We start from the raw sequence: 23,498 nt of genomic DNA, 5'->3' as shown, positions 1-23,498 counted from the left end.
TAAAGAGACTAACAAGTTAGTTCAAACTGGGATTTTGGAGATAATTTTGATTTGTTATGTTAAAACACTCATATCGGATTCTGTTGTTAATTTTTCATTTTCTTCAACTTGTTTTTTTAGTTCCTCTTTATTATTAAAATTTTTTTCAAAGTCAATTTGAACTGTAACGGGTGCATGATTGGAAATTTTTTCAACAACAGACCAATTTTTAGAATTGCTTTCAGAAGTTTTTCGATTTCCTCGCGTGCTCCCGCTAGATTCGCTGAATTCATCAAATGCTTTTTTTAATGATCCCTCTTCCTTTGGACCAAAATCGGATCCTTTTGTATAGTTTTCTAAATTTAGCCAGTCAACTCGTTCTGCAAGATTAGGTTTTCATTTGCCATCGTAAAACACGCTATTCATTGGATCAACATAACCTTTATTTTTATGGATTTTTGTCGGGTTTTTGGTTGTAAGAAGTTGAGAATATGATTTTAAAAGGTCATCAAACGCGTTTGCAAAACTTTTTTCTTTAATATTTGTTGTCCCAGCAAATAAAATATTTTCAATTTTAGATTCACTTTTTACTTTTTCAAGTACGCTTTTTAGTCCGTGTGCTTCGGTTATTTCTTGTTCACCCTGACTTGGAAATTTAGATAAATCTATTTTTTGAGATTTAGGAGAAGTTTCTGCTGAACTAGATACCGAATTAGATGATTCACTATTTAGATCAACTTCTGAATTAGAATTAGAACGTCCACGTCCTCTTTTTCTTTTTGATTTTGAACTTTGACCACTTGATGAATCAAAATCATCGTAGTGATTTTTTTCATTTTGGTTACCATCACTATCAAAACTACCCAAAACAAAATTAATTTTCTTTTCATCGTTGTTTTGGCCTTTTAGCTTTAATTTAATGCCAACTGGTTTGTTTACCCATTTTCTGTTTGTATTTTCAATGGATTCATTCGCTACAATGAATGGATTATTTTTAGTAGTTTGACCATCTGAAATTAGTTCTCAAATTGAAGAATCAAACAAGAAAAGGAATGCGCGTTTACTTGATCATTTTTTCTCTTTTTGTTTTCCAGTCGAACTTCTTGAAGAATTATAACTTTTTCTTGTACTTCTTCTAGACGATCTTTTTGTCCCAGAAGCACTATTTTCTTGATTTTCATCAGACTCATCAGCAAGGTTTTCATCAACTTGTGTTGCTGAATTAGCGGTTTCATTTTCCTCGTATAATTTATATTTTCATCTAGTTGTTGAATTAGTTTGTTCAATTGTTTCAACATCTGAAACTGGTTGACTTAACGTTTGAGAGCTGCCATTATTTTCTAGATTATTTTTAATTTCATCTAATTTTTTAACGATTGCACCAGCGGCACTTTCAACATTTTGTTTTGTGCTACCATCCTTGATAACTAAACCAACAATAGTTGAATCCATTTTTTTAATAACTTCGGAAATTAAGTTAAGGCTAGAATTTTCGCTTAAGTCATTTTCGCTTTTTTTATTAGTTTTACTTCCGAAAGTAAATTTATCAATATTTCAGAAACCAAAACGCACTAAATTAGACTTTTCAGTTTTTTCACTATTTTCAGGAGTTGGTGGTGGAACAACTTTTTCTTTTGATTCTTCTTCATTTTTTTTCGGTTCGGTTTCTTCTATAATAGGCGGAATATTCTGAGATTGTGGTTGCTCTACTTCTGGTTTTTTTAAAGGATTTTTGTGATCAGTTTCAGGTTTATTTTCTGAGTCGTTTTCAGGTACAGGACTAATTTCAGGTTCGGTTTCAACTTGTAAATTATTTAACTTTTTATCTTCGCCTTTATTTTCAGTTCTAATTTCATCTCATTCATCTTTTGGCAGTTTTTTTAGTTTTTTAAGTGCAACTTCCTCCGATGTTAAGCTAATTTTATCTTCAGAATAAAGCCCAGTTTGAACATCAATTAGCATTGGAAAACCAAGGTTAATTTGTTTATCAGCAACAGTTTTCACCATATTTTTAGTGCTAGTTAACATTCCGTTTACTTTAGAGTTAACTTTAGAAATTAAAGAACTATATTCGGAACCGCCAAGACCCTTTCCTAATTTTTCATTTTCACTACGTGAAGTTAGGAAAATCACTTCATTAATTCCCGATTTGTTCTTAAATTCATCAATTATTTCATTTAATTGTTTTTCAGATTTTACTTTTGATCTTTGTATTGTTAGATCATTAAAATTCGGGATTTTTTGTTCTAAAGATTCGTTAAAATTAGACTTTTTATAGAAAAAATTCAAACTTTTTATATCAAAATTCTGATGATCGTTATCTGAATCATTAAAATAAACGGGACTTTCAATGTAATTAGTTTTTTCTTTTTGTTTTTCAACTTTTTTTGAAATTGTTTTTTCTTCAGTTTCTGAATTTTCTTCTTGAGATTTTTCAGTTATTTTTTCTTCTTCGTTGACTTTAGAATTTTGCTGTGAATTATCGGAATTTTTCATAAAATTTCCCATAATTACCAAAAATTCTTTGTTATTGTTGACTGCTTTAAAGCCAACAGCGATTGGAAAAGTGCCATTAATTTCTTGATCAGAAACTAAAAAAGGGTTTGAATCTCCCTTTTTTAAATGTTTTCCAGTAAGACTCAATTCATTTTTTTTATAGAAAATACTGTATTTTTTTGTTTCATCCAGTTTATTTTTGTTATCTTCAAAGTTTAATTTTTCCCACTTTTCTTTTTCACTGTTCAGTTTTACAAGAATTTGGTCACTATCAAAATCAGAAACTTTTTGGTCTGAAAGCCCCATTATTGCCGACTGTGATTCTAGAATTATTTTTGCTAAATTATCGACTGATTGTTGTTTCTGTTCGAAATTAACTAAATTTCAATAACCAATTCGTACATTTTGCACAATCTGTTCAGGGTTTCCTGTAACACGATTTCAATATCTTCCAGGATGAACAATTTTGTCATAAAGATAATTATAACCAGGTTTTTTTGGTTGAGATTTATAATTCCACTGAATTGGACCAGGTTTTAGAAAGCCAGGTTTAATTTTTTGTTTATTTTTATCATCAGTTTTTATTTTCAATGGTTCAAAAACGGTTGGTGAATTTTTTATTTCTTCTTGGTTAAAAATTTTTTTAGTATTAAAAATTTTAATGTTATTGTTTGAGTCAAAAAAGATTTGGTTAGAGTTTAAATCAAAGTTGATAATTTGGGGATTTTTTGAAGTTTTTTCTATGAAATTTTGGTGTTTTTCAACATTTTTGGTTGTTGATAATAAGATTGGACTTAAAATGAGACTAGACAACAAAACTGAAGTTAGAATACTCTTCCGAACTTTTTTATTAATTGGTGATTTCAGGGACATTTTTGTATTTAAATAATTAAAATAGTTGTTTTTTAGAGCTGATTTAACTAGAAAGTGTCACAAAAACTTCAAAAAATAAATTCGTATAAAATACTTTTTTAGATAATTTTACTTTTTTTTCGAATTTTTGTTGAAAAATTTTTTAAAATTTTTCATATTTATTCAAAGATGATGAAAAGTCATAGTATTTTTACTAAAATTTTACTTTTTTTTGCAAGAAAAACTAAAAATATTTAACTTTAATTAGTAATTGTTCTAAATTTTTTAAAGGAGATTTTTTTTTTTTTTTTAAAAAAAAAAAAAAAAACCGTTAGAAGCAAAATTCTAACGGTGTTGAAAAGATAATTTTATTAAAAATTTTCTAGTTAATTTGCTTGGTTTTAATAGGAAATTTCTATTTTTTCCTAATTGTTTTCGTTGTTAGTTTTTGAATCAATGGAAGAATTTTCGCTTTTACCAACTAAAAGTGGTAAGAAATCAATTCTTTGTGGCTCGATAGCGAATTTAAAATCTTTTTGTTTTGACTCATGAAGGACAACAACGATGACATCTGTGTTTGTAATTCCAGAATTTGTTAAATAATCAAGGTCAACAGTTGCAACTTTATCCCCAGCCTGAATTTCTTGTCCTGCATCAACAAAAACTTCAATTCCGTGACCCTCAAGTTCAACAGTATCTACTCCAATATGCATTAAAATTTGTGTTTTTCCATCAAGTGATGAAAATCCAAGTGCGTGTTTTGTGGCAAAAACCATCCGTACTTGTCCAGTAATTGGTGAAAAAATATCTTTTTTTCCAGCTTTTCCAATACGAATAGCAAAACCTTGTCCTAATTTAGACTCAGAAAATACTCCATCGTTAACCTGTGCAAGTTCGATTAGTTCTCCAGTTGCAGGTGCAAAAACTTCGTGTGGTGTGTTGCAATCACAAGTTTCACCACAATTACATTGATTTTCAACACTAATTTGAACCTTTTTTGGCTTATTTTGGAGAATTTCGTTGATTTCTGATTCAGAAAGCGATTTAATTAGCTCACGTTGTGAGTTAATTTTTGCATTCATTTGTTCGGCGATTGGACCTAAAATTGCTTGTACGTGATGTTGTCCTTCAACTTTAATTGCAACAACGCCAGCTGATTTTAGTTTTTGTTCATCAACAAGTGATAAATCTTTAACATCGTAACGAAGTCGAGATGCACAATTATTGAAAATTGTGATATTGTCAATTCCGCCATAACCCTGAACAATTGCAAGTACTTGGGGATCAACATTTTTGCCTTTTGATTGGTCTTTACGTGCTAAATAGTCGGATTTGGTGAATAATTTTGTGTTTTCCCCTCTTCCTGGAGTTTCAAGATTTTTTCATTTGATAAAGAAAAGGAAAACAAAGTAATAAATTGGTGCATAAGCAAGTCCAACTACTAAAACTCACCAGAAATTAGTTCCTTTTTGAACTGGAATTGCCCCATAAATTAATAAGTCGAGAACTCCACCTGAGAAAACCATTGGCACATGAACTCCAGCTAAGTTTGCAAACATAAAGGAAAACGCCATCATTAATGCGTGAAATCCTCAGAAAAGCAATGGAGATAAGAATAAGAAGGTAAATTCAATTGGTTCAGTAACACCAGTTACAAAAGAAGTTGCCGCTGCGGGAATTACAGTTCCAGATGCAACTTTACGGTTTTCTTTTGGCGCTGCCATAATCATTGCGGCTGCCGCTGCGGGAAGCCCGAACATCATTCCGGAGAATTTACCATCAGCGAATCTTCCAACTTTAAAGCCGTTATTTTCTAAAAATTTAAAGAGTGGAATTGAAAATTCTTTCCCATCTTTTGTATAATCGATTGTGTTTGCAAATCTTAGGAGGTAAGTTGAAGCGGTTGAATCACCAACAAATTTATCTTTATTTTTGGCAATGTCAATTAGTAATGTTTTAAGTGATTCGCCTGGTTCTATTGGGTTTATTGCTCCTGCTTTTTTAACAACTTCAAAGTCACCAGCACCTTTAGAAACAACTTCGATTCCTTCTTTCAGCGCTCATTCTGTTATTGTTGCTCCTGCATCTCCACCAGCTTGTGAATATCAAAGTGGTGCGTAGAAAACATGGTGAAGTCCAAAAGGAATTAGTGATCTTTCAATGTAACCAAAAATAAATGATTCAATTCCAAAAGGAACTTTTGCTAGCGAAGCCCCAAAAAGGTTTAAAGCTATTCCCACTCAAGGTCAAAAAATTAAGAAAACAAAGGCTAAAAGTGCCATTGCTGGAATTGTAATAAGTGAGACAAAACGTTTTCCACCAAAGAATGAAATCATTTGTGGTAATTGAATTGTGTGGAAACGGTTATATAAAAATTGAACGGTAAGTCCGACCGCGATTCCACCAAAAACGGAAGTTTGCAATGATCTAAATCCTAGTGAACTACCAACAAGTCTAGACAATCCTTCTGGATCTCGTCCAGCCCCACTAAATAAAATTTGGACACCTTTTGTTTCTTTTACTTTTTTTATTAATTCTGTACTAATTTCATTTTTTTTAGCATCAAGAATTTTTTTGATAATTTCAGCGGTCAAGTCTTTTTTTTCGTCAATCCCAAGACTTTTAGTGTCAATAACTTTTTCAACAACTTTCTTGACAGTATCATTTTCAACATCAGAAATGAAAACTGACTGAATTGCAATAAAGACAAGAAAGCCAATTATTGCAGAAAAAACAGCAACACCAGCCTCGTCGGTGAAAGCGATGACGAAAGCGGCAGCAAATAAAAGTGGAAGCGCTGCAAAAACTGGTTCACCGAGCATTTGGATGAATGACCCAAATCTTTTTAGGTGAATGTTTACTTCAGTAATACCTTTTACTACATCATAAGATTCGGCATTATTAGCGATTGCAGCACCAATTCCTAAAAGCAATCCAGCAATCGACATTACCGAGATGGGGAGCATGAATGCGCCAGATAATTTTGACAAAATTTTACGCATTTTGCTCGCACCAGAGTTATTGGCGCTTTTTTTCTGCTTTTCACTAAAAATTGATTTAAGTGAAATAGACATTTTTTCTCCTTTCTTTTGTTTTTTTGTGTTTTTATAAATAAAAATAATTAACTTAATTTGTTTGCATCGATTGCAAAAAACCAGTTAATTAATTAAATTTTACAATAATTTAAAGAAGTTGAAGATAAATAATTAAAAAACTATATTTTTTTATAATTTTTCAAATTATGGTGAAATTTTGTTATCAAAAAATAAAAAACCCGTAAAATACGGGTTTTTGAGTTAATTAATGAGATATAAAATTATTCGAGAATTAATTTTTCAGCAATTATCAAGTCTTTGATTGCTTTAGCGGCTTCGTTTTCGTCTTCACCAGTTATCTCGAAACGAAAATCGGCACCAGATTTTATTCCTAATGCCATTATGTTCATTATTGACTTTGCATTACCTGATTTTTCACCAGTGAAAATTTTAACTTCAGATTTGAATTCAGCAGCTAACTTTGCAACTTTTGAAGCAGGACGGGCATGAAAACCTAATTTGTCAATTACTGTTCCAGAAAATGTTACCATTGTTCTCCTTTTGGATTTAAAATGACAGTATAATTTTATACTATTTTTACGGAAATTGTATGTTATTTTTTAAAAAAAAGCGTCTTTAAACGCTTCCTTTGAGTGTATAAAGTGGTCAAAAAGATATGGAGCAAGTGAAGGGAATCGAACCCTCACAGTCAGCTTGGAAGGCTGAAGTTCTGCCATTAAACTACACTTGCACTACCAAAAAGATATTATACCATAACAAATAATTTTTTTAACTAAAAAAAAAAAAAAATTATAAATTATGGCAAGCGCGACATCTTGCTTCGTATTCGGCTTGATCGCCGATTAAAGTTTGGGCATCGATTTTTACTCTGCGGGCTGAAGTTGTCGCTGCGCGTTTACAAAGTGCGCAAACTGCTTGTAATTTAGTGACATTTTCGGCCATCGCCATTAAATTTGGTAAACTACCAAACGGTTTACGGCGAAAATCCTGATCAAGACCAGAAACAATCACTCTAACTCCTTTGTTGGCAATTTCATCAAGAAAAAGAACAATATCTTCGTCGAAAAATTGAATCTCGTCGATTGCAATTGCTTGGTAATTATCTTTGGCAAATAAATTTTTAATTTCTTCTGTTGTTTTGGCGGTAAAAGTGGGAATACGAAGTCCTGAACGCGAAACAATTTCGCACTCGGAAAAACGACTATCGATTCAAGGTTTTATTACTAAAGTTTTAATATCAGCGTAGCTTAAAATTCTGATTCGCTTAATTAATTCATCAGATTTACCAGAAAACATTGGACCTGTGATTACTTCGATAATACCATCAAAAAATTTTTTATACATAATAAAAATCTCCGAGTGCGATAAATTAAAACGGTCTATTATCATATTTTATAAATAATAAATAATAAGTAAATCTATTTTAGTGATTTATCATAAGGAATCCCGAGCGCTTTTGGCGCTAAATCTTTTTTAGAAGTAAGAGCGAGAATGATAATGGTAAATAAATAAGGAGCGGCTTCAACAATTGGTAGGAAATCTCCGAAATTTCCTGCTAAATTTACTGATAATGTGTATAAAAACGGGAAAATTAGCCCAGAAATTACAATAAAGACAATCTTTCAACGCCCCATAATCAAAATTGTCAGTGATAAAAATCCAAGTCCCTGAACATTGCCTCTAAATGATGAACCTGCATATTGGAAATAAAAAGCGCCAGCAATCCCTGCGATTATTCCTGATAGGAAAACTCCCAACCATTTTAGTCCATTAACATTAATTCCTGCCGCCGCGGCAGCGTGTGGATTTTCACCAACTGCTGAAATTCTAAGTCCTAATTTTGTTTTTGAAAAAACAAATCAAGTGAGAACGATTAAACCAATTACAATAAATAATTTAAGGGAAAAAATGTTTAGAAATTCCTTGTTTTGTCCAAAAGCAAGTTCATTAACAACTGATTCAAAACGGTTGCTTTTTCCGTAAATTTTTAGCAAAACAAACGCGATTGCCGGGGCAAGAATATTAAGAGCCACCCCAGAAATTATATGATTTCCTTTTAATTTTATCGTGATAAACCCATGTAATAGTGCAAAAAGACCCGAAAAAAGTGCTGCTAGTGGGATAAGTAGTAATTGAATCGCCATATTCGAAACCCCGATTAAAATCGAGAAAAGTCCATAAGTTGTAGCGCCAATAATCATAATTCCGTTAATTGCAATGTTAACAATTCCAGTTTTTTCACTATATAATCCAGCAATTGAACCTGTAGTTATTATTGAAAAGAAGAGAAAAAAGAGCGTTAAAATCGGAATAATTGTATCTAAAGTCATTATTTTTTCTCCTTAATCTTTTTAGATTTTATTTTTTTTCTAGATCTAAAATCTTTAATAATCTCCGATTTTAGAGTCCGAAATTGCAAATGTTGTTCGATAAACTGCTGTTTAAATGCAGTAAAATTATTTTTAAGATCATAATATCCCAATGAATTTAGTTCTTGATTTGCAACACGCTTTTTTTCTGCAACTAATTCGAAAAAAGCCAGTTTTTCGTCTAAACTTTTGTTTTTAAAATTAGAATCTAGTCCAAAATCGTTTTTAATATCTAGTTTAATTTTTTTTCAAACTAAAGTATTGTTAGCGTTTTTTATTTTTAATGACTGTCTTTTCAAAAAATATAATTTAATATTTATTTTTTGAATATTCCGATAAAATGAAAAAATGTTGATTTTATCGTATAAAAACACGTGTAAATATTCGATTCGTCTGTTTTCAAAATAAGTAATTTCATCGTCAAGAGTTTTGATTTTTTCCGTTTCAATTTCTTTCAAACCGATTAAATTCAAAATGCTAAATTTTGATTTTTTCAACTGTGAAACTTTAGATTTTCTTATCTTTGAACCAAAAAATTGTTTCGAACGCAATAAAAATCAAAAATTCAACATTCACCTTATTGGTCTAAAATTAATAAAAATAACCGAAATTGCCGATAAATAAATAATAATTCCGATTACAATTTGCATAGTTTCTTGATTTAATGAAATCGAATGACTTTCCAGTGCGCCAGCACCAATTGATATTGCTGAATAAAAAAATGAAGTCGGAATTACGCCAAAAGGTGAATTAAATGCTAAAAGTGCAACTAAAATTGCATCAAAACCTTCGCGAGGCATGCCGCTACTGAGTGTGAGCGAGCGTTTATAAAAAATGTACCAAACAAAACCAGCAATTCCAGCAATTGCGCCTGATAGCGTCATTACTGAAACGGTCATAATTTTGTTATTAATTCCTGCATATGTTGCGACATTTTTGTTTTGTCCAATAATTTTTACTCGTAATCCAATTGTTGTTTTTTGCATCACAAATCATATTAAAAATGCAAAAAACAAACCTAAAAATAGCATAATAATTGCAAAATTTCTAGTTAGAAATATCGAACTTAAAAAACTAACTTCACTTATACTTTGAGTTGTAAGTGGCGAATTTGAGTTAAATCCAATTTTTAGACTTGTAGAAGTGAGAAAAAATTTAATTATATAAAAAATAATTCAATTTAATAAGATAGTGGAAATAACTTCATTAATCTTTAAAAACGATTTTAAAATACCAACCAAAAAACCGACAACCGCGCTAGCGATAATTCCCAAAAACGCGGCTAAAAGTAGACGAGAATAAATATCAATTGATTTTAAATTCAAAAAAATCATTAATGAAATCGCACCAGAAATCATCATTTGACCTGGAACACCGATGTTAAGCAAACCTGCTTTAAAAGGAATTGCAATTGCAATACTTGCGAAAATAAAAATCGACGTAATTAAAAGTAAGTTTCGGATCTGATTTTTGGCAAAAGCAATTTTGATAATCATTGTATGATAAACTTTAAGAGGATCATAACCAAACGATCAAATGAAAATAAAAGAGAATAAAATTCCGAAAAGAATTGCTCAAAGGGTTGAAAAAATTTTTTCCGATGAGCTTTTAGCACTGATTTTATCAATTCTTTTTCAAAAAAATTGAAATGGGTGAAGCAGTTTTTTAATCATTTTTTAATCCCCCCATTAATTCACCAATTTTATACCGATCGATTTCATTTCGAAAGAATTTTTTTGAAAGTTGCCCTTTGTTAAGAACGCAAATTGTGTCAGCAAGCGCTAAAACTTCATCAAGTTCATAAGAAATTAATAAAATTGCTTTATTTTTCTGTTTTTGTTCCAAAATTATTTGATGGACTAAATTAATTGCACCAATATCAAGTCCGCGAGTTGGCTGAACAATCAAAAGTACTTCGTGTGGAGTTAGAATTTCACGACCTAAAACAAACTTTTGTTGGTTTCCACCTGATAAAAGACGGGAATTTCTTCGACCAATAAGATCGCCTCGAACATCGAAATTTTCAACAATTTTTGAATATAATTCTTGCACTTTTCGGGATTTTATATAGGTTTTTTCGACAAAATTTTGATTTCTTAAGTTTCGAATAATTGAATTATCTAAATTTGGCAAATCAAGAACAATTGCATACTTATGCCGATCACTAGGGACATAGGAAATTAGCCCAAAACGCGATAAAACTCCTAAATTAGTAAGATCTACTGCCTTATTTTCTTTATCATAGACAATAATTTTTCCTGTTGAGTGAATCAAACCTGAAATTGCAAGTTCAAGTTCTAATTGCCCATTTCCTTCAATTCCAGCAATTGCTAAAATTTCACCTTTGTGAATTTCAAGATTTAAATCAATTATTTGCTTATCAGTTTTAGCAGAAAGACCTTCAACTTTAAGTCCTAATTGCGAAAATTGATTTTCACTATTATTTTTAGGTACAACAACAGTTTTTCCGACCATTGCGGCTGTCATTTCGGCGATAGTGATGTTTTCGAGATTTTCAAAGTCAGCTACAACTTTTCCGTGTCGTAAAACAGTGGCAGAATTTGCAACTTCTTTAATTTCTGATAATTTATGTGAAATAAAAATGATAGTTTTGCCATTTTTGACAAAAAATTTCAAAATTTCTAAAAAAGAGTCAATTTCCTGCGGTGATAAAATTGCTGTTGGTTCATCAAAAATTAAAATATCGGAATCACGGTATAAAATTTTAATTATTTCAATCTTTTGCTTAATAACAACAGAAGCATCGCCAGTTTTTTGGTCTAAATCAAAGTCAATATTGTACTTTTCTTGCAAAATTTTGATTTTTTGTCTTGCCGTTTCACGGCTTAAAATTCCGTAACGACTAAATTCTTGCCCTAAAATAATATTTTCAAAATTAGAATAAACATCAACTAATTTAAAATGCTGATGTACCATTCCGATTCCGAAATCGGCAGCACGGTTAGGGTTATCAATAAAAGATTGTTTTCCGTTAATTTTAATTTGACCTTCATCGGGGGTATAAATTCCGAAAAGCGTTGACATAAGCGTGGATTTTCCGGCACCATTTTCGCCAATTAGTGCGTGAATTGTGTTCTTTTTTACTTTAAAATCAATTTTTTGGTTGGCATAAAAATTGCCAAATTTTTTGGAAACATTAATAAATTCAATTGCATAATCTTGTTTTGCCATTTTAATAAATATTACCAAAAAAAGAAAAATCCGGACAAATTTTATTCCGGATTTTTTCTAATTTTAAATTTAGATTTTAAGAGAAGCGATTTGTAAGAAAATTGGTTTAATTAAACTATGAAGTTTTGTTAATTTCTGTTACAAGTTTGTTTAATTCTTCTTGCTGTTTGTCGTCCATACTTGGAATTCCTAGTGTTGAACGAATTTGTTCAGCAGAAACTGATTTAGTTTTTGTTTCAAATTCTTTTTTAGCCTCTGAAATTGCTTCGGTTGCGTGATTTTTATCTTCACCTTGTAATGAAGTTTCAGCAACATCAACGAAATTATCTTTAAATCCTAATTTTACAGTAGCACTTTTTTTACCCAATTCAAATCCACCTAAATTTTTTGAATCTGATTTTTTAGTATATAAATCGCTAAGAACAGTAAATACTGAACGACCTAAATTTTTCAAAATTGAGGTGAAAAATTTATTTTTAGTTTTTGTATAAACTAAAGATTGGTCAGTGTCAACTCCAATTAGATAACGATTTGATTGGCTTGCAATTGCATCTGAAAAAATTTCAGTAAGCGGACCGCCAACTGCTAACAATGTTGTTGGTGAATCTTTTTTTGCAAGTCCTTCAAGAGTTTCTTTTGAAGTTGTATTAACTTCAAAACCAACATTAATTTTGATTTCATTATCGGTAATTTTTGTTTTTTTATCTGGATTTTTGTCATTAAATGCTTTAATTCCCGCTAAATAACCAGCGATAAAATCGGTTACGGAAGCAAAAGCACCACCACCTACAGTGATTGCTGATCTTTTATTTGCATCATTTGGGAATTTTTTTGCCATAAATGAAGCATTTGCATACCCTGCAAGTCATCCAGATTCTTCAGTTTTGTATGTTAAACTAATAAAATGTCCAGCAGGAATTACCTTTTTGAAATCAACTCAATCAATACCGATAACAAGAATTTTTTTATTAGTAAAAGCGGTTTTGTTTTCAGGTTCAGCTAATCATTTTGCCAATTCATCACCGTGTTGAAATCCAGAAAGAAGTCAAACATTTTTGTTGGTGTTGACTAGCGCGCTATATTTAGCGCCTAATTCAGAAGTTTTACTATCAACTGAAGTTTTTTCACCACCGGTGATTGCTGAAAGTTGCTGAACCGCTTCTCAACTTGATTGGTTGAATGAATTATCATTAACTGTTCCATCAGCAGTCACAATTGCCATATTCATTGCAAAATGTTTGCTTGCATCAGCTTTTGCAGTGGTAATTTCGGATTTACGTGAATCAACTACGCCTGAAATTTTTGAAACATCAGTGATTTTTTTAGTTTGTGTGTCTCCAGTTCCAGGAGTTTGTTTTTGATCATTACCAGGTTTTTGCTCTTCTTCGCTTTTTTCCCCGCAAGCGGCTGCTATCCCCATAACTCAAACAGGGGAAAGCAATCCTAATCCGAGGAATTTATTTCATTTTATCTTTTTTTTCATAACCTCTCCTAATTTGACTAATTATTTAAAAATTTACTTAAAATGGGTCTTTTTTGATTACTTTTTGATAAATTAACGAATATTTTATGCCTCTTATTATAACATAAAAAGTTCAAATTCCATTAATTTTTGCTAACGGATAGATATTAATTTCATTTTTTTAATTAATTTTCAAAAAAATAAAAAAACCAAACAAAATTTAAATTTTGTTTGGTTTTTTTGATGAACATTAATTTTTTCTTAATTTATTTTTGGTATTTTTCAGGAAATTTTTCTTGCATTAATTTCAAAAAATCAGATTTTGCTAGATTCTTGTATTTTTCAAATAGTTCTAAACAAGTTTGATATTCTTCAACTGATTTTTTAAAGTCAATAAATTTTGAAACTTTAGTAATGCCAATTCTTTTTCAATTTTTGTAATTACTAAAAAAGTAATGAATTGAATCTAGTCATTCGCGAGGTAAATCATCAAGTGAATTTATATGTTCAAAACGATAGTCATCATGATGAACACCGATTAATTTTGTATCAATTTCGCCATCATCAATCATTTCAAGGGCACCTAAAAGTCGAGCATTTAGTTGTGAACCAGGAAGAAATTCTTGATTTGAATAAACTAAAATATCAAGAGCATCGCCATCTCAATCTAAAGTTTTTGGGATGCTGCCATAATTTGCGGGGTAGACGAAATCACCACGTAAAATTCGATCAACAACTAATTTTCCCGTTTTTGGATCAAGTTCGTATTTGATATTTGAACCTTTGCTAATCTCAATATCAACTAAAATTATTTTTTTATCCATTTGTAAAAACCTTTAAATAAATTTTAAAAATTACTATTTTCCTAATATTTTTTTGATTTTATTTTAAAATCTTGAATTTAAAAGTCTTATTATGAATAAAATTAAACGGATAAATGAAACATATAAAGTTAGCGCGTTTCAAATCGCAATTCTTATAAAAACACGTTTGATTTCGGCTTCATCATCGTAAAAAGCAAGAATTTGACTTGATTGGTTACGGATTAGTCAGAATTGATACCCGATCATTCCTAAAGTGACAGTAATTCCGGTTAGTGAATATAAAACTTCTAAAACTGAAGAGAAAATAAAATATGTTGCAATTCCAAGTGCAAGTTCGATTAGAAAACCAATCATTAGTAAAGGTAAAATTTTTCCAAAATTAATAACTTTAAAATGTCCAAGCAAACCAATTAAAGTCATTAATCCACCAGCACCACCGATTGCAATCATTATGTAGTGAGAATTACCAAGTCATATTTGAAAGGTAAAAAACATTGGCAATAAAGAGGAATTTGCAAGTACAAAAACTAAAAAAAGAAAAAATAAAAAAAATGTTGATGGCTTTTCTGCTAATGCTCTCTTGCTAATATAATGCGATATTCCTCAATTTATTCCAATTAATAACAAAACAGAAGCAATAATTGTTACTGCATTTGATGTAATTGAAAGCGCAATTCTGAGATAAAAACTAAAAAGTGGTTCAATTGACAAAATTGCAAAGGTGATTAAACCAATAAAAAGTATTGCAACACCTAATCAAAGTAAAGAAAAAGATAACAATCTATTTGTTTGTTTTTGAATGTAAATTGTAGATCTACTATAAGCCTTGAAATCACGTTCATTGTAGGTAATTTTCTTATTTTCCATTTTTTGCCTCCTCTATTTGTTCTCTATTAATAAATTTTTAATTAATATCTTGTCTACTTTAGAAAGTCAATAATTTAAACCGGGTTTTGTTATACTAATATTATACTTCTTTTTTAAAATTTGGGAAATTTCTTGCAAACTTAATTCGGGATTTTCCTTCCTTGTAAGAAAAAAAGTTATTTGTTTTTCACTAAAAAATGAAACTAATTTATTTTCTTGAATTAAATTTCATTTTTTAATGAAATTGGCTGAAGAATCACTTATTTTTTTAGCATTCTTTATATCAAAGTTAGTTATCCGATTCGCGTTAAGATAATGATCACGTTCAATTCTTAAAATTTCTAGACGCGTTGCTTGCTCAAGCGCGCCAATTGCCATTAAAAAATAAACAATTTCATTAACTTTTTTTAAATAGAGTTTAAAACGCTTACGATGAAAAATTTGCCGAAAAGTAAATTCTAGTTGATTTTGGTTTAAAATACTTAATACTTTTTCACATTTTTCTTTTTCCAAAAAAGAAATTTCTAAATGATAAGTTTTTGATTCAAGTGGCGAAATTGAACCGCCACCAATAAAAATCCCAGCAAAAAAATATTGGATATTTTTTGGTGTTTTTTCAATTTTTAATAATTTTTTTTCAACACAAATTCAATTTTTATTTAATTTAGAATTAGAAAAATCTAATTTATAAAAAGTAAAAATTTCACGTAATTTTGTTGAAATCTCAATTTTATTGATTCTAATGGTAAAAAAATTTGGATCATCAAATTTTGAAGCGCTAAAAATTAAACCTTTTAATAATGAATAAAATTTTTGGCGCGATAAACGGTTTGCAAGAATTTCGAGTTTAGTTTTTTGACTAAAAGTCATTTCTTTTTTATCTTTTTTCACTGTTTTCTTTTTTTCAAGATAATAAAAAAAGAGTAACTCCCTATTTTCCTATTTCTAGTATCTTCGGCGTAAAAAGGCTTAACTACTGAGTTCGGAATGGTATCAGGTGATCCCTTTTGCTATTGTTACTCTTATGTTTAATATTATATCACAAAAAAATAAATTTGTAAAAAATATTTTTTTTTTTTTTTTCAAAAAAAAAAAAAAAAACTTTAAGGTTATTGTTTGATATCTAAATTACAATTATCTATAGTAAAAAAGATTTATTTTTTATTTTTAAAATGTCTAATAAAATTATCAGTCAATTTATTAACAGTTTCCCGGTCTTTAATAATCTCTTCAGAGTCATAGACTGCAAAACCAGAAGCGACTATTAATGGTGGAGGTCCGGATGGCACGTAAGATGGGAAGGAGTTGGGCATTGATAAAGATTGAACATTATGAGACATATCATGTGAACTAAATGGAGTTGATTCTTCTATTATTCTTGGGGTTGGGGTTGGTCCTAGAAAACTTCAATCAAGATCATAAGCATAAGATCCTTTATAAGCTTCTAAATTTAATTTTGATGTTATTTTTTGCAGTTCGTAATTAGATTTTTCAGAACTTAAAGAAAATTCGTATTTGTCTCCATCGCGAAAAATTGATAAAAATAATAAATCGCCTTCTTTTATTAAGTCAAAATTTTTTGGTTGACTAGTTAAACTGATATTTTTTTGACTAAAAGTTTCAAAATCAATTGGAGAATTTTTATCGTTTTCCACTTTTCCTTTTTGGAGATCAATATTATAAAGCCCTGACGCGGTTCCTTGAAAACCTGAGATTAAACCTACAACTCCGTTTTCAGTAGATTGCCCGTATTGATCAAGTCCAATCATAATTTTTTGTTGCGAATCAAGGTTGGTTTTAACAATAAATAAGCCTTTTCCTTGTTTTGAAGAAAGTAAATAATGTTTTTGATTATTATTAAGACGAGGGATAGTAAACGCAAGTAAAATAAGGCCTTTTTTAAGTGATTTTTGCTTACCTTCACCAAATTTTATTGCCTTATTAATAACAACTCCTTCAGGAGTCAAAATATTAGGGTTAGCTGTGAAATCGAAAGAGTTACCAGGTCAAGATCCTTCGGGTGATTCGCTTTCATTTTTTGGATTAACATCAATTTTAATTTTTTCGCTATTAAGCGAAGAAATTTTTTTGGCTGTTAAGTTTTTTGTCCTAAAATCAAAAAACACAACTGGATTATGTTTCATTAAGAAGTCAAAACCTTGGTCATCAACTAATTTTTTAACTGAAAACACTGCTTTTCCAACCGGAGTTGAATCTTTTTGATTAATATTGAGTTCAACATCAATTTGTTCATTTGATTTTTGACTAACATTATAAGTTATATCCACATTTCCAAAATCAGAGGAATAGTTAGATTTTTGTAGGAAACTTCAAAGTTTTAATCCCAAACCTTCAGAAGATGAATCTGATTTTTTATCAATTGAATCTTTTTTAGTTGTTTCTTTAGTATCAGCAAATTTAGTCACAACTGCTGATGAAGAAGTTGTTTGTGCAGTAGTTGCTGCAGGTTGTTGTGGTGCTGGAGATTGAGTGCTTTGTGTGCCAGGATTTTGTGATCCATTTTCCGAAGAAACAGGAGGTTTTGCAGTTTCTTCAGTTGGTTTTGTTTCTTTTTCAGTTTGACTTTTGAATTTATCAGCATGAAGTTTTTTATATTTATCAAGTTCTTCTAAATCTCGAGGGTGTTTACCTGAATCTAAAAAGAATAATTTTCTTGCAACATCTTCAAAAGTTTTATTTTTTTTTGCATCGTTAACAATTTCTTCTATTAAAGATTTAACGCGACCTAATGTTAATTTTTCGCCATTAGGATTTTTCTTAAATTCAACAGTTGTTATTAAAGGATTAAACTCTTTAAATTCAGGATCTTTTAGATTAATTTTATCTAAATTAGGAAGATCGACATTCGGATTTTGTTTAAGTGCAACTTCCAAAAGTTTTCTTTCGTATTTGTTATAATCAACTTGAACTTTAATATTGGTTTTAAAACTTCCTAAATCAAGTAAAACTAATTTGGAATTATTACCTTTTCCAATTTTTGTGACTGATGTTTTTAAAACTGGAGAATAATTTGATTTAACGAATTCGCTTTCAAGATAAGGTGCTTGAATATCAAGTTGTTTTTTTATACTAAAATTAACATCAAGTGAAACTTGATGATCTTTTAAAAGTTTATCTTTTTCTTCTTGACTTAAATTTTTGGCAAAATCCACTGAAGATATTTCAACAAAATAACCTTTAAATTCGGGAATCTCAATTAATTTTGATTTAAGTTCAAAAAAACTTGAAAAATCTTCGCGATTTATTTCAACTTTTTCAGTTTCAGCAGATTTTCCAGGTGTTTTTGTTTCACTATCAGTTTTAGGTTTTTCTTTTTCTTTTTGTTCTTCAGTTTGCCCAGTTGAAGTTCCAGAATTATTATCAGAACCACCTGTTTGACCATTATCCTGGAAATTTTTTACTGAAACAGGAGTTTTTTCTGATTTTGGTGTTTCAGTTTTAGCTGATTTTGCTAAAACTTTAGCTAAATTTGTTGGATTATTGTCAGTTTTATAAACTGTTTCGGCTAAAGATAAATTATCACGAACTAAAGCGATTTGCACAAAAGGTTTGACTTGGACAAATTCTTTAACTTTTGCAAGAATATCTTTTTCAGCTTTTTCAACATCGTATTCTAATTTTTTGATTCCGGTGATCGGAAAATCGAATTCTTTGATTAATTTTCCAGATGGATCAAACAATTCAAAAGTTATTGAAAGTGTTCCATTTTTATCATCAAGGTTTTTGAAAACCAAATTCTGAACCTTTAAAAGTTTTTCAACTCTTTTGTTATCTTCTTCGCCAATTTTTACCAGTTTTTCTTGTTTAGCTTTTTCATTTACTGAAGTTTTTGGTGCTAAAACATAACCTTTTTCCAAAATTGTTGGAAGTCCTAAATTGTTAACTAAATTATAACTTAATCCATTTTCAAGCGAAGCATCGGAAAAAGCTTGTGAAAGTGAACGAGTTTTTTTGTAAGCGGTTTGAAAGTCATTATCAACTTTAAAAGCAACCTCAGATGCAGTTAAATTTGCGCTTTTTGAACCAGAAACACTTAAACTTGACTTTGCAAGGTCAATTTGGAAATTAACTAAATTTCCATCAGAAGCATCACTTGCAGCAAAACCTTTAAGGTCAGTTTTTTTTGAATAAGTCAGTTTTAACTGATCTGAGTGCGCAAAAACAACAACATTTTTCACTTCTGAACCAGAAACTGAAGCGTTTTCGATGTTCAAAACTACACGGAATCTGTGTTTTGTTATTGGTGAAAAATCAAAAGCCTGTAAAAAGTTGAAAGAATACGAAGGGTTTTTTGCTAAAGCCAGTGCCGTTTTTGCTGATAAATTTTTGTATTTATCAAAAATTTTCAAATTATTAACAGCGTTAATAAAATCTTCTTCAGAAAAAGTTGCCTCTGTTTTTAAATTAACAACTTGATTTTTATCAACATTTCCGTAAACTTGAGATCCATAAGATCTTTCAAAAATTGTAAGACCAATTGGAACAGCAATAATTGTGGTGACAATTGCAGTAATTGAAAATCCCAACGACACAATTGACTTGGGATTTTTTATCTTTTCATTATTTGTTTCCATATTTGCTCCTTTCATAAATTAACGTGACGGTAGTTGTGGCGGTTGCGGCAATGATGGTACACCTGGTCCTGGTAACATTTCTCCTGGTTTTAATAGCAACTTCATTCTTTCTTTTAATTGATCTTCTAAAGTTCGATTTCCATCATCTTCTTTGATAGTAGCTTTCTTTTCAATTAACTCAACTCTAATTTTGAATTTTAATAAAGATTGTCCCTCTGAACCACTAGTATCAGATGAATCAGTAGCTTCACCCCCGGAACTTACTTGAAGTAAAATTATTTTTACTTTTTCAGGATTGAAACTGTCTTTTTCTTCAGATTTAACAGAAACTTTTAATTTAGGGTCAAATTTTTTAACAATCTCTTGAATTTCTTTAAATTCTTTTCTTTCTTCAAAGGCTTTTTTGTTAGAAGAAGAATTTGATTCGCTTTGTTCTATATTTAGTTTATCAAATTCTTTTTTTTCTAGTTGAATTACTGAATATGAAGGTGGAATTCTCAAAATTGCTTCATTTAGTTTATTTTTTTCTTCAGTATTTTTAAAACTTCCTTCTTTTTGAACTAAAAGTGTTAAAGTTGTTTTAGGGCTTGAATATTCTTCTTTTTTAGATTTTTTATCAGTAATTTTGTAATAATATGTAAGTTTGTAATTTTCGGCATCACTAGGAACATCAAGTCCATTGCTATCATTATTTGAACCTGTTTCTTTTTCAAAAACAAGTTGATAATCTAAATCCTCACTAATTTTTGCTCAAGGACGGAAATTGTTTAATTCTTTAGCTTTTACATAAAAAGCAAGCATTAAATCTCTTAGATTAGATAGTTTATGAGCATTGGCTGTATAAAATTTTTTAACAGATTCACTAATTGGTGGTTCTGGTTGCTGTTGTTGTTGTTGCCCAGAAGATGGTGTCTCAATTTTTAGAATCCCATTGTTTTCAACTTTTTTTAAACTATCTTCAATTTTTTTAGCAGCTTCACGAATTTCTTTATATAAATCATTATTATCTGTGCCGCCGCCACTTCCGCCTGAAGAACCTGCTGCACCTGATTCTTCAGTAATTTTCGCTTCTTTTATTGTATTAATTTTCTCAAAAATTTCACTATCAGTTTCTTTTTTAGTGAATTTTTCAGCAATTTTCTTTGGTAAAAATAGGTTAGAAAATCAACCTCTTTTTTCAAAAGATTTTATATGACCATTAAAGTCTAAACCATAAACATCGCTTGATTTATTAAATTCAATACTTGATGCAGCATTAAATACATCACCTTCGCTAACATTTTTCAAATCTAATTTCTGAGATTCAGAAATTAGATTTGCTGATTTTGCAATTTCAAAAAGATATTGAAGTACTTCGGCAGGTTCGAGATTAGCTAAATATGCATAAAAAGCAGCAACATCTGATTCTGTTGCAAAAAATTTATCAGAATTTAAAGATTTAACTTTATATTCTGATTCAATTTCTTTATTTTCTTTAAATTCAGCTAAATCAGCTAAACTAGGAAATTTTTGTTTCCCAACTCAAGCATTAAGCATCGAATCAGTAGGTTTAAAATCATAACCATATTGAAAACGATTAGATAAAATATCCTTTATTTCTTGGTGAGAACTATCGTCAATTAATTTTTCAAGTTCAGCTTTTGAAATATATCCAGTTGTTGAAACAATTTTTTCTTCGCGTTTTTTTTCAGTAACAGTTGCTTGAGCATCAACATTGACCGCAACTGCTTTAATTTCTGGCGAATTTTCTGGAAGTGAATTAACAAAGAAAAACTCTTTACGTTTTTTATCTAATTCTTGTTTTTGTTCCTGATTTTCAGCAGTTGATCCAGATTCTGCTTTAAACCACGGAATTTCTAGTTTATCTTTTCTAGATTTTAGAAATTTATTACTTGAATCACCAAAAAAACTTGAATAAAGATTAATATCTACAGGAATTTCTAGTTTAGTTTTATTTACTTTTGCATTTGTAATATCTAAAGAAAATTCAACACCTTGCGGGTTAGTTTCTGGAAAATATTGCTTTAATTCACCAAAATCAAGTGAAAGTGGTTTTATTAAAAGTTCTTCATTAATTTTATCCGCAACAGCTTTTGCACGCCCGCGTTTTGAACTATAAAGTTTTTCATTTAAAGTATCAAGAAATTCATTAGCAGTTTTAGTTTTAACGGTAAGTTTATTTGCAAGTTCTTCAAATTTAGCCTCTGCATCTTTTTCTTTAGGTGCGGCAGGAGATTCTGCTGTTTCAGAATCGGTTGTTCCAGAACTTTGTGACGCTTCAGAACCATTTCCGCCACTCGGCGCTGAACTTTCAGCGCCTGGAGAAGAAGATTCTGTACTTTCTGCTTGCTGCGGCTCTTGAAATTGAGTAGAACTTACTTGCTGAATTATTGGAGTTTCTTCTGGGGTTGTTGAAACAGCCACACTTGCTGCTGCTTGTGCGGCAGGAGTTGTATCCCCTGGGGCAACTTTAAAGTCAGTAAATGTTAGTTTTCTTATTGATATTTTGGCTAAAATATCGTCTAAATTAGCAAAATAACTTGCTTTTTTTGCTTCAGTTTTGCTATCTTTATTCTCTTTATCAGCTTCAGTTTGTTCAGTTTGCCCTGGTGTTTTTTCAGTTTCTTGTTGTTGATCTTTGTTAGAATCTGTATTGGTTTTTTCAGTTGTAGGAACTAAATTGATTTTTTCAAGCATTTGAACTTGCTGGATGTTTAGGCCTTTAAGTTCAAATTTTGCTTCGTTTGTAAGTTCAGCTTTTACTAAAAAACTTGGTTCAGAATTTGCATTAAGAGCAATGAAATCATTAGTTCCGGTATGTCTTTCTAAACTAAAGTTAAAAATTTTACCTTTTCGAAAAGGTAAATTGTTATTTCGATCATCATTTAGTTCGTAAATAATTTTTTGAAAATCAGGAAAATATTGGGAAATTTTTTCTACCGCTTCTTCTTGTGTCCCAGATTTGTTAATATCACTTGCAAAATCTTCAACGCGCGTAAGTGAAGGAATTTTTTGACTAACTATTGAAATATTTTGACTTGCAAAATTTCTAGTCAAATCTTTTTTACGTAAGTTTTGAATGTTTTGTTTAAAACTTTCAGTGATTTTCTCTAAATTTGCGTTAAAATCGGCAAGCGCAAATTGTGAACGCTGGGCAAAAGTAATTTTTTTACTTAAAATGGTTGAATAAGCGGTGTAATTGTTATCAAGTTGGTGTTTTGCGCGAAATTGAAGCTCAAAACTTTGGTCTTCATCGTTTGGAATTAAGTTGACAAATTCAAAAAATGGCTTATTTGGCGTAAAAGTAACATCAAATTTACGAATTTTTGAATTATATGTCGTATAAAACGAAATAAATTTATTTAAGTCAATTCCAGGTAATAATTTTCCATTTTCGTCAAAAAGTTTTGCTTTTATCTGTTTGTACGTGGCAGAATTGTCAAAAACATCAGATTTAAAAGCAACATTTTTAACACGGGAAACTAGATTTTCTAGTTCCGCCCGTGGATTTTCGCCTGTATAGCGAATTCGAGTTACAAGACCAATAGTTGTTGCAAATAAAATAACTCCAACAACTCCGGTCGAAACTCCGGCAATTAAATTCTTTTTTTTCACCATTGTAATCCTTAATTTTTTTAAAACCAATACATTAAATATTATAACAATTAATTTAATAATTTTCAAAATTTTTTCAAGTTTTTTGCCGGCAAACTCAAGCAAAATTTTGCATAAAAATTTTAATTTTTCTAATTTTATAAAAAATTCCTTGAAAATCTGGTATAATATATTAATAATTTTTTATATAG

General features: G+C 30.1%; 13 protein-coding genes, 1 tRNA gene and 1 rRNA gene. All 15 read right to left on the bottom strand.

Features of this window, described 5'->3' with window-relative positions; genetic code table 4:
• Positions 1-54: 54 nt before the first annotated feature.
• The 15 genes from MDIS_RS00500 to MDIS_RS00430 all read right to left on the bottom strand — a co-directional run bounded on the left by MDIS_RS00500 (position 55) and on the right by MDIS_RS00430 (position 23,310).
• Positions 55-3,348, bottom strand: a complete 3,294-nt coding sequence (locus MDIS_RS00500) for an exonuclease/endonuclease/phosphatase family protein (protein ID WP_129640131.1) — start codon at positions 3,346-3,348, stop codon at positions 55-57.
• A gap of 404 nt (positions 3,349-3,752) precedes the next feature.
• Positions 3,753-6,401, bottom strand: coding sequence for a PTS transporter subunit IIABC (locus MDIS_RS00495; protein WP_044635178.1), 2,649 nt, complete (start codon positions 6,399-6,401; stop codon positions 3,753-3,755).
• Positions 6,402-6,643: 242 nt separating this feature from the next.
• Positions 6,644-6,913 (bottom strand): HPr family phosphocarrier protein, encoded by a 270-nt coding sequence (locus tag MDIS_RS00490; protein WP_044635177.1) that lies wholly within the window; start codon positions 6,911-6,913, stop codon positions 6,644-6,646.
• A 126-nt stretch (positions 6,914-7,039) separates the two neighbouring features.
• Positions 7,040-7,113 (bottom strand) — tRNA-Gly (locus tag MDIS_RS00485).
• Positions 7,114-7,172: 59 nt separating this feature from the next.
• Entirely contained in the window at positions 7,173-7,727 is a 555-nt protein-coding gene (locus tag MDIS_RS00480) for a thymidine kinase (RefSeq protein ID WP_044635176.1), read from the bottom strand.
• 74 nt (positions 7,728-7,801) lie between these two features.
• Positions 7,802-8,713 (bottom strand): ABC transporter permease, encoded by a 912-nt coding sequence (locus MDIS_RS00475; protein WP_044635175.1) that lies wholly within the window; start codon positions 8,711-8,713, stop codon positions 7,802-7,804.
• Positions 8,713-10,425, bottom strand: coding sequence for an ABC transporter permease (locus MDIS_RS00470; protein ID WP_044635174.1), 1,713 nt, complete (start codon positions 10,423-10,425; stop codon positions 8,713-8,715). The genes MDIS_RS00475 and MDIS_RS00470 overlap by 1 nt, the downstream gene beginning before the upstream one ends.
• Entirely contained in the window at positions 10,418-11,944 is a 1,527-nt protein-coding gene (locus MDIS_RS00465; protein WP_044635173.1) for an ABC transporter ATP-binding protein, read from the bottom strand. Before MDIS_RS00465 ends, MDIS_RS00470 begins: the two co-directional genes overlap by 8 nt.
• 115 nt (positions 11,945-12,059) lie before the next feature.
• Positions 12,060-13,427 carry a BMP family ABC transporter substrate-binding protein gene (locus MDIS_RS00460; protein ID WP_044635172.1) on the bottom strand — a complete coding sequence of 456 codons (1,368 nt, stop codon included), beginning with the start codon at positions 13,425-13,427 and terminating at the stop codon, positions 12,060-12,062.
• Between the two features lie 245 nt (positions 13,428-13,672).
• Positions 13,673-14,230, bottom strand: a complete 558-nt coding sequence (locus tag MDIS_RS00455) for an inorganic diphosphatase (RefSeq protein ID WP_044635171.1) — start codon at positions 14,228-14,230, stop codon at positions 13,673-13,675.
• A gap of 63 nt (positions 14,231-14,293) precedes the next feature.
• Entirely contained in the window at positions 14,294-15,097 is an 804-nt protein-coding gene (locus MDIS_RS00450; protein WP_044635170.1) for an MAG0110 family membrane protein, read from the bottom strand.
• A 12-nt stretch (positions 15,098-15,109) separates the two neighbouring features.
• A complete protein-coding gene (gene whiA, locus MDIS_RS00445) occupies positions 15,110-15,988 on the bottom strand; it encodes a DNA-binding protein WhiA (protein ID WP_232034180.1) in 879 nt (292 codons plus the stop codon).
• Positions 15,989-16,015: 27 nt separating this feature from the next.
• Positions 16,016-16,121 (bottom strand): 5S ribosomal RNA (gene rrf / locus MDIS_RS00440).
• Between the two features lie 130 nt (positions 16,122-16,251).
• Entirely contained in the window at positions 16,252-19,692 is a 3,441-nt protein-coding gene (locus MDIS_RS03915) for a P110/LppT family adhesin N-terminal domain (RefSeq protein WP_052506188.1), read from the bottom strand.
• An 18-nt stretch (positions 19,693-19,710) separates the two neighbouring features.
• The gene (locus tag MDIS_RS00430) at positions 19,711-23,310 is read right to left on the bottom strand and encodes a P97 family adhesin (protein ID WP_197722418.1); all 3,600 of its coding nucleotides are present in this window, start codon (positions 23,308-23,310) and stop codon (positions 19,711-19,713) included.
• Positions 23,311-23,498 lie beyond the last annotated feature (188 nt).

The organism is Mesomycoplasma dispar (assembly GCF_000941075.1).
Lineage (GTDB): Bacteria > Bacillota_I > Bacilli_A > Mycoplasmatales > Metamycoplasmataceae > Mesomycoplasma > Mesomycoplasma dispar.
Note: the sequence above shows the minus strand (reverse complement) of the source record. Positions and strands in the feature narration are given on the sequence as shown.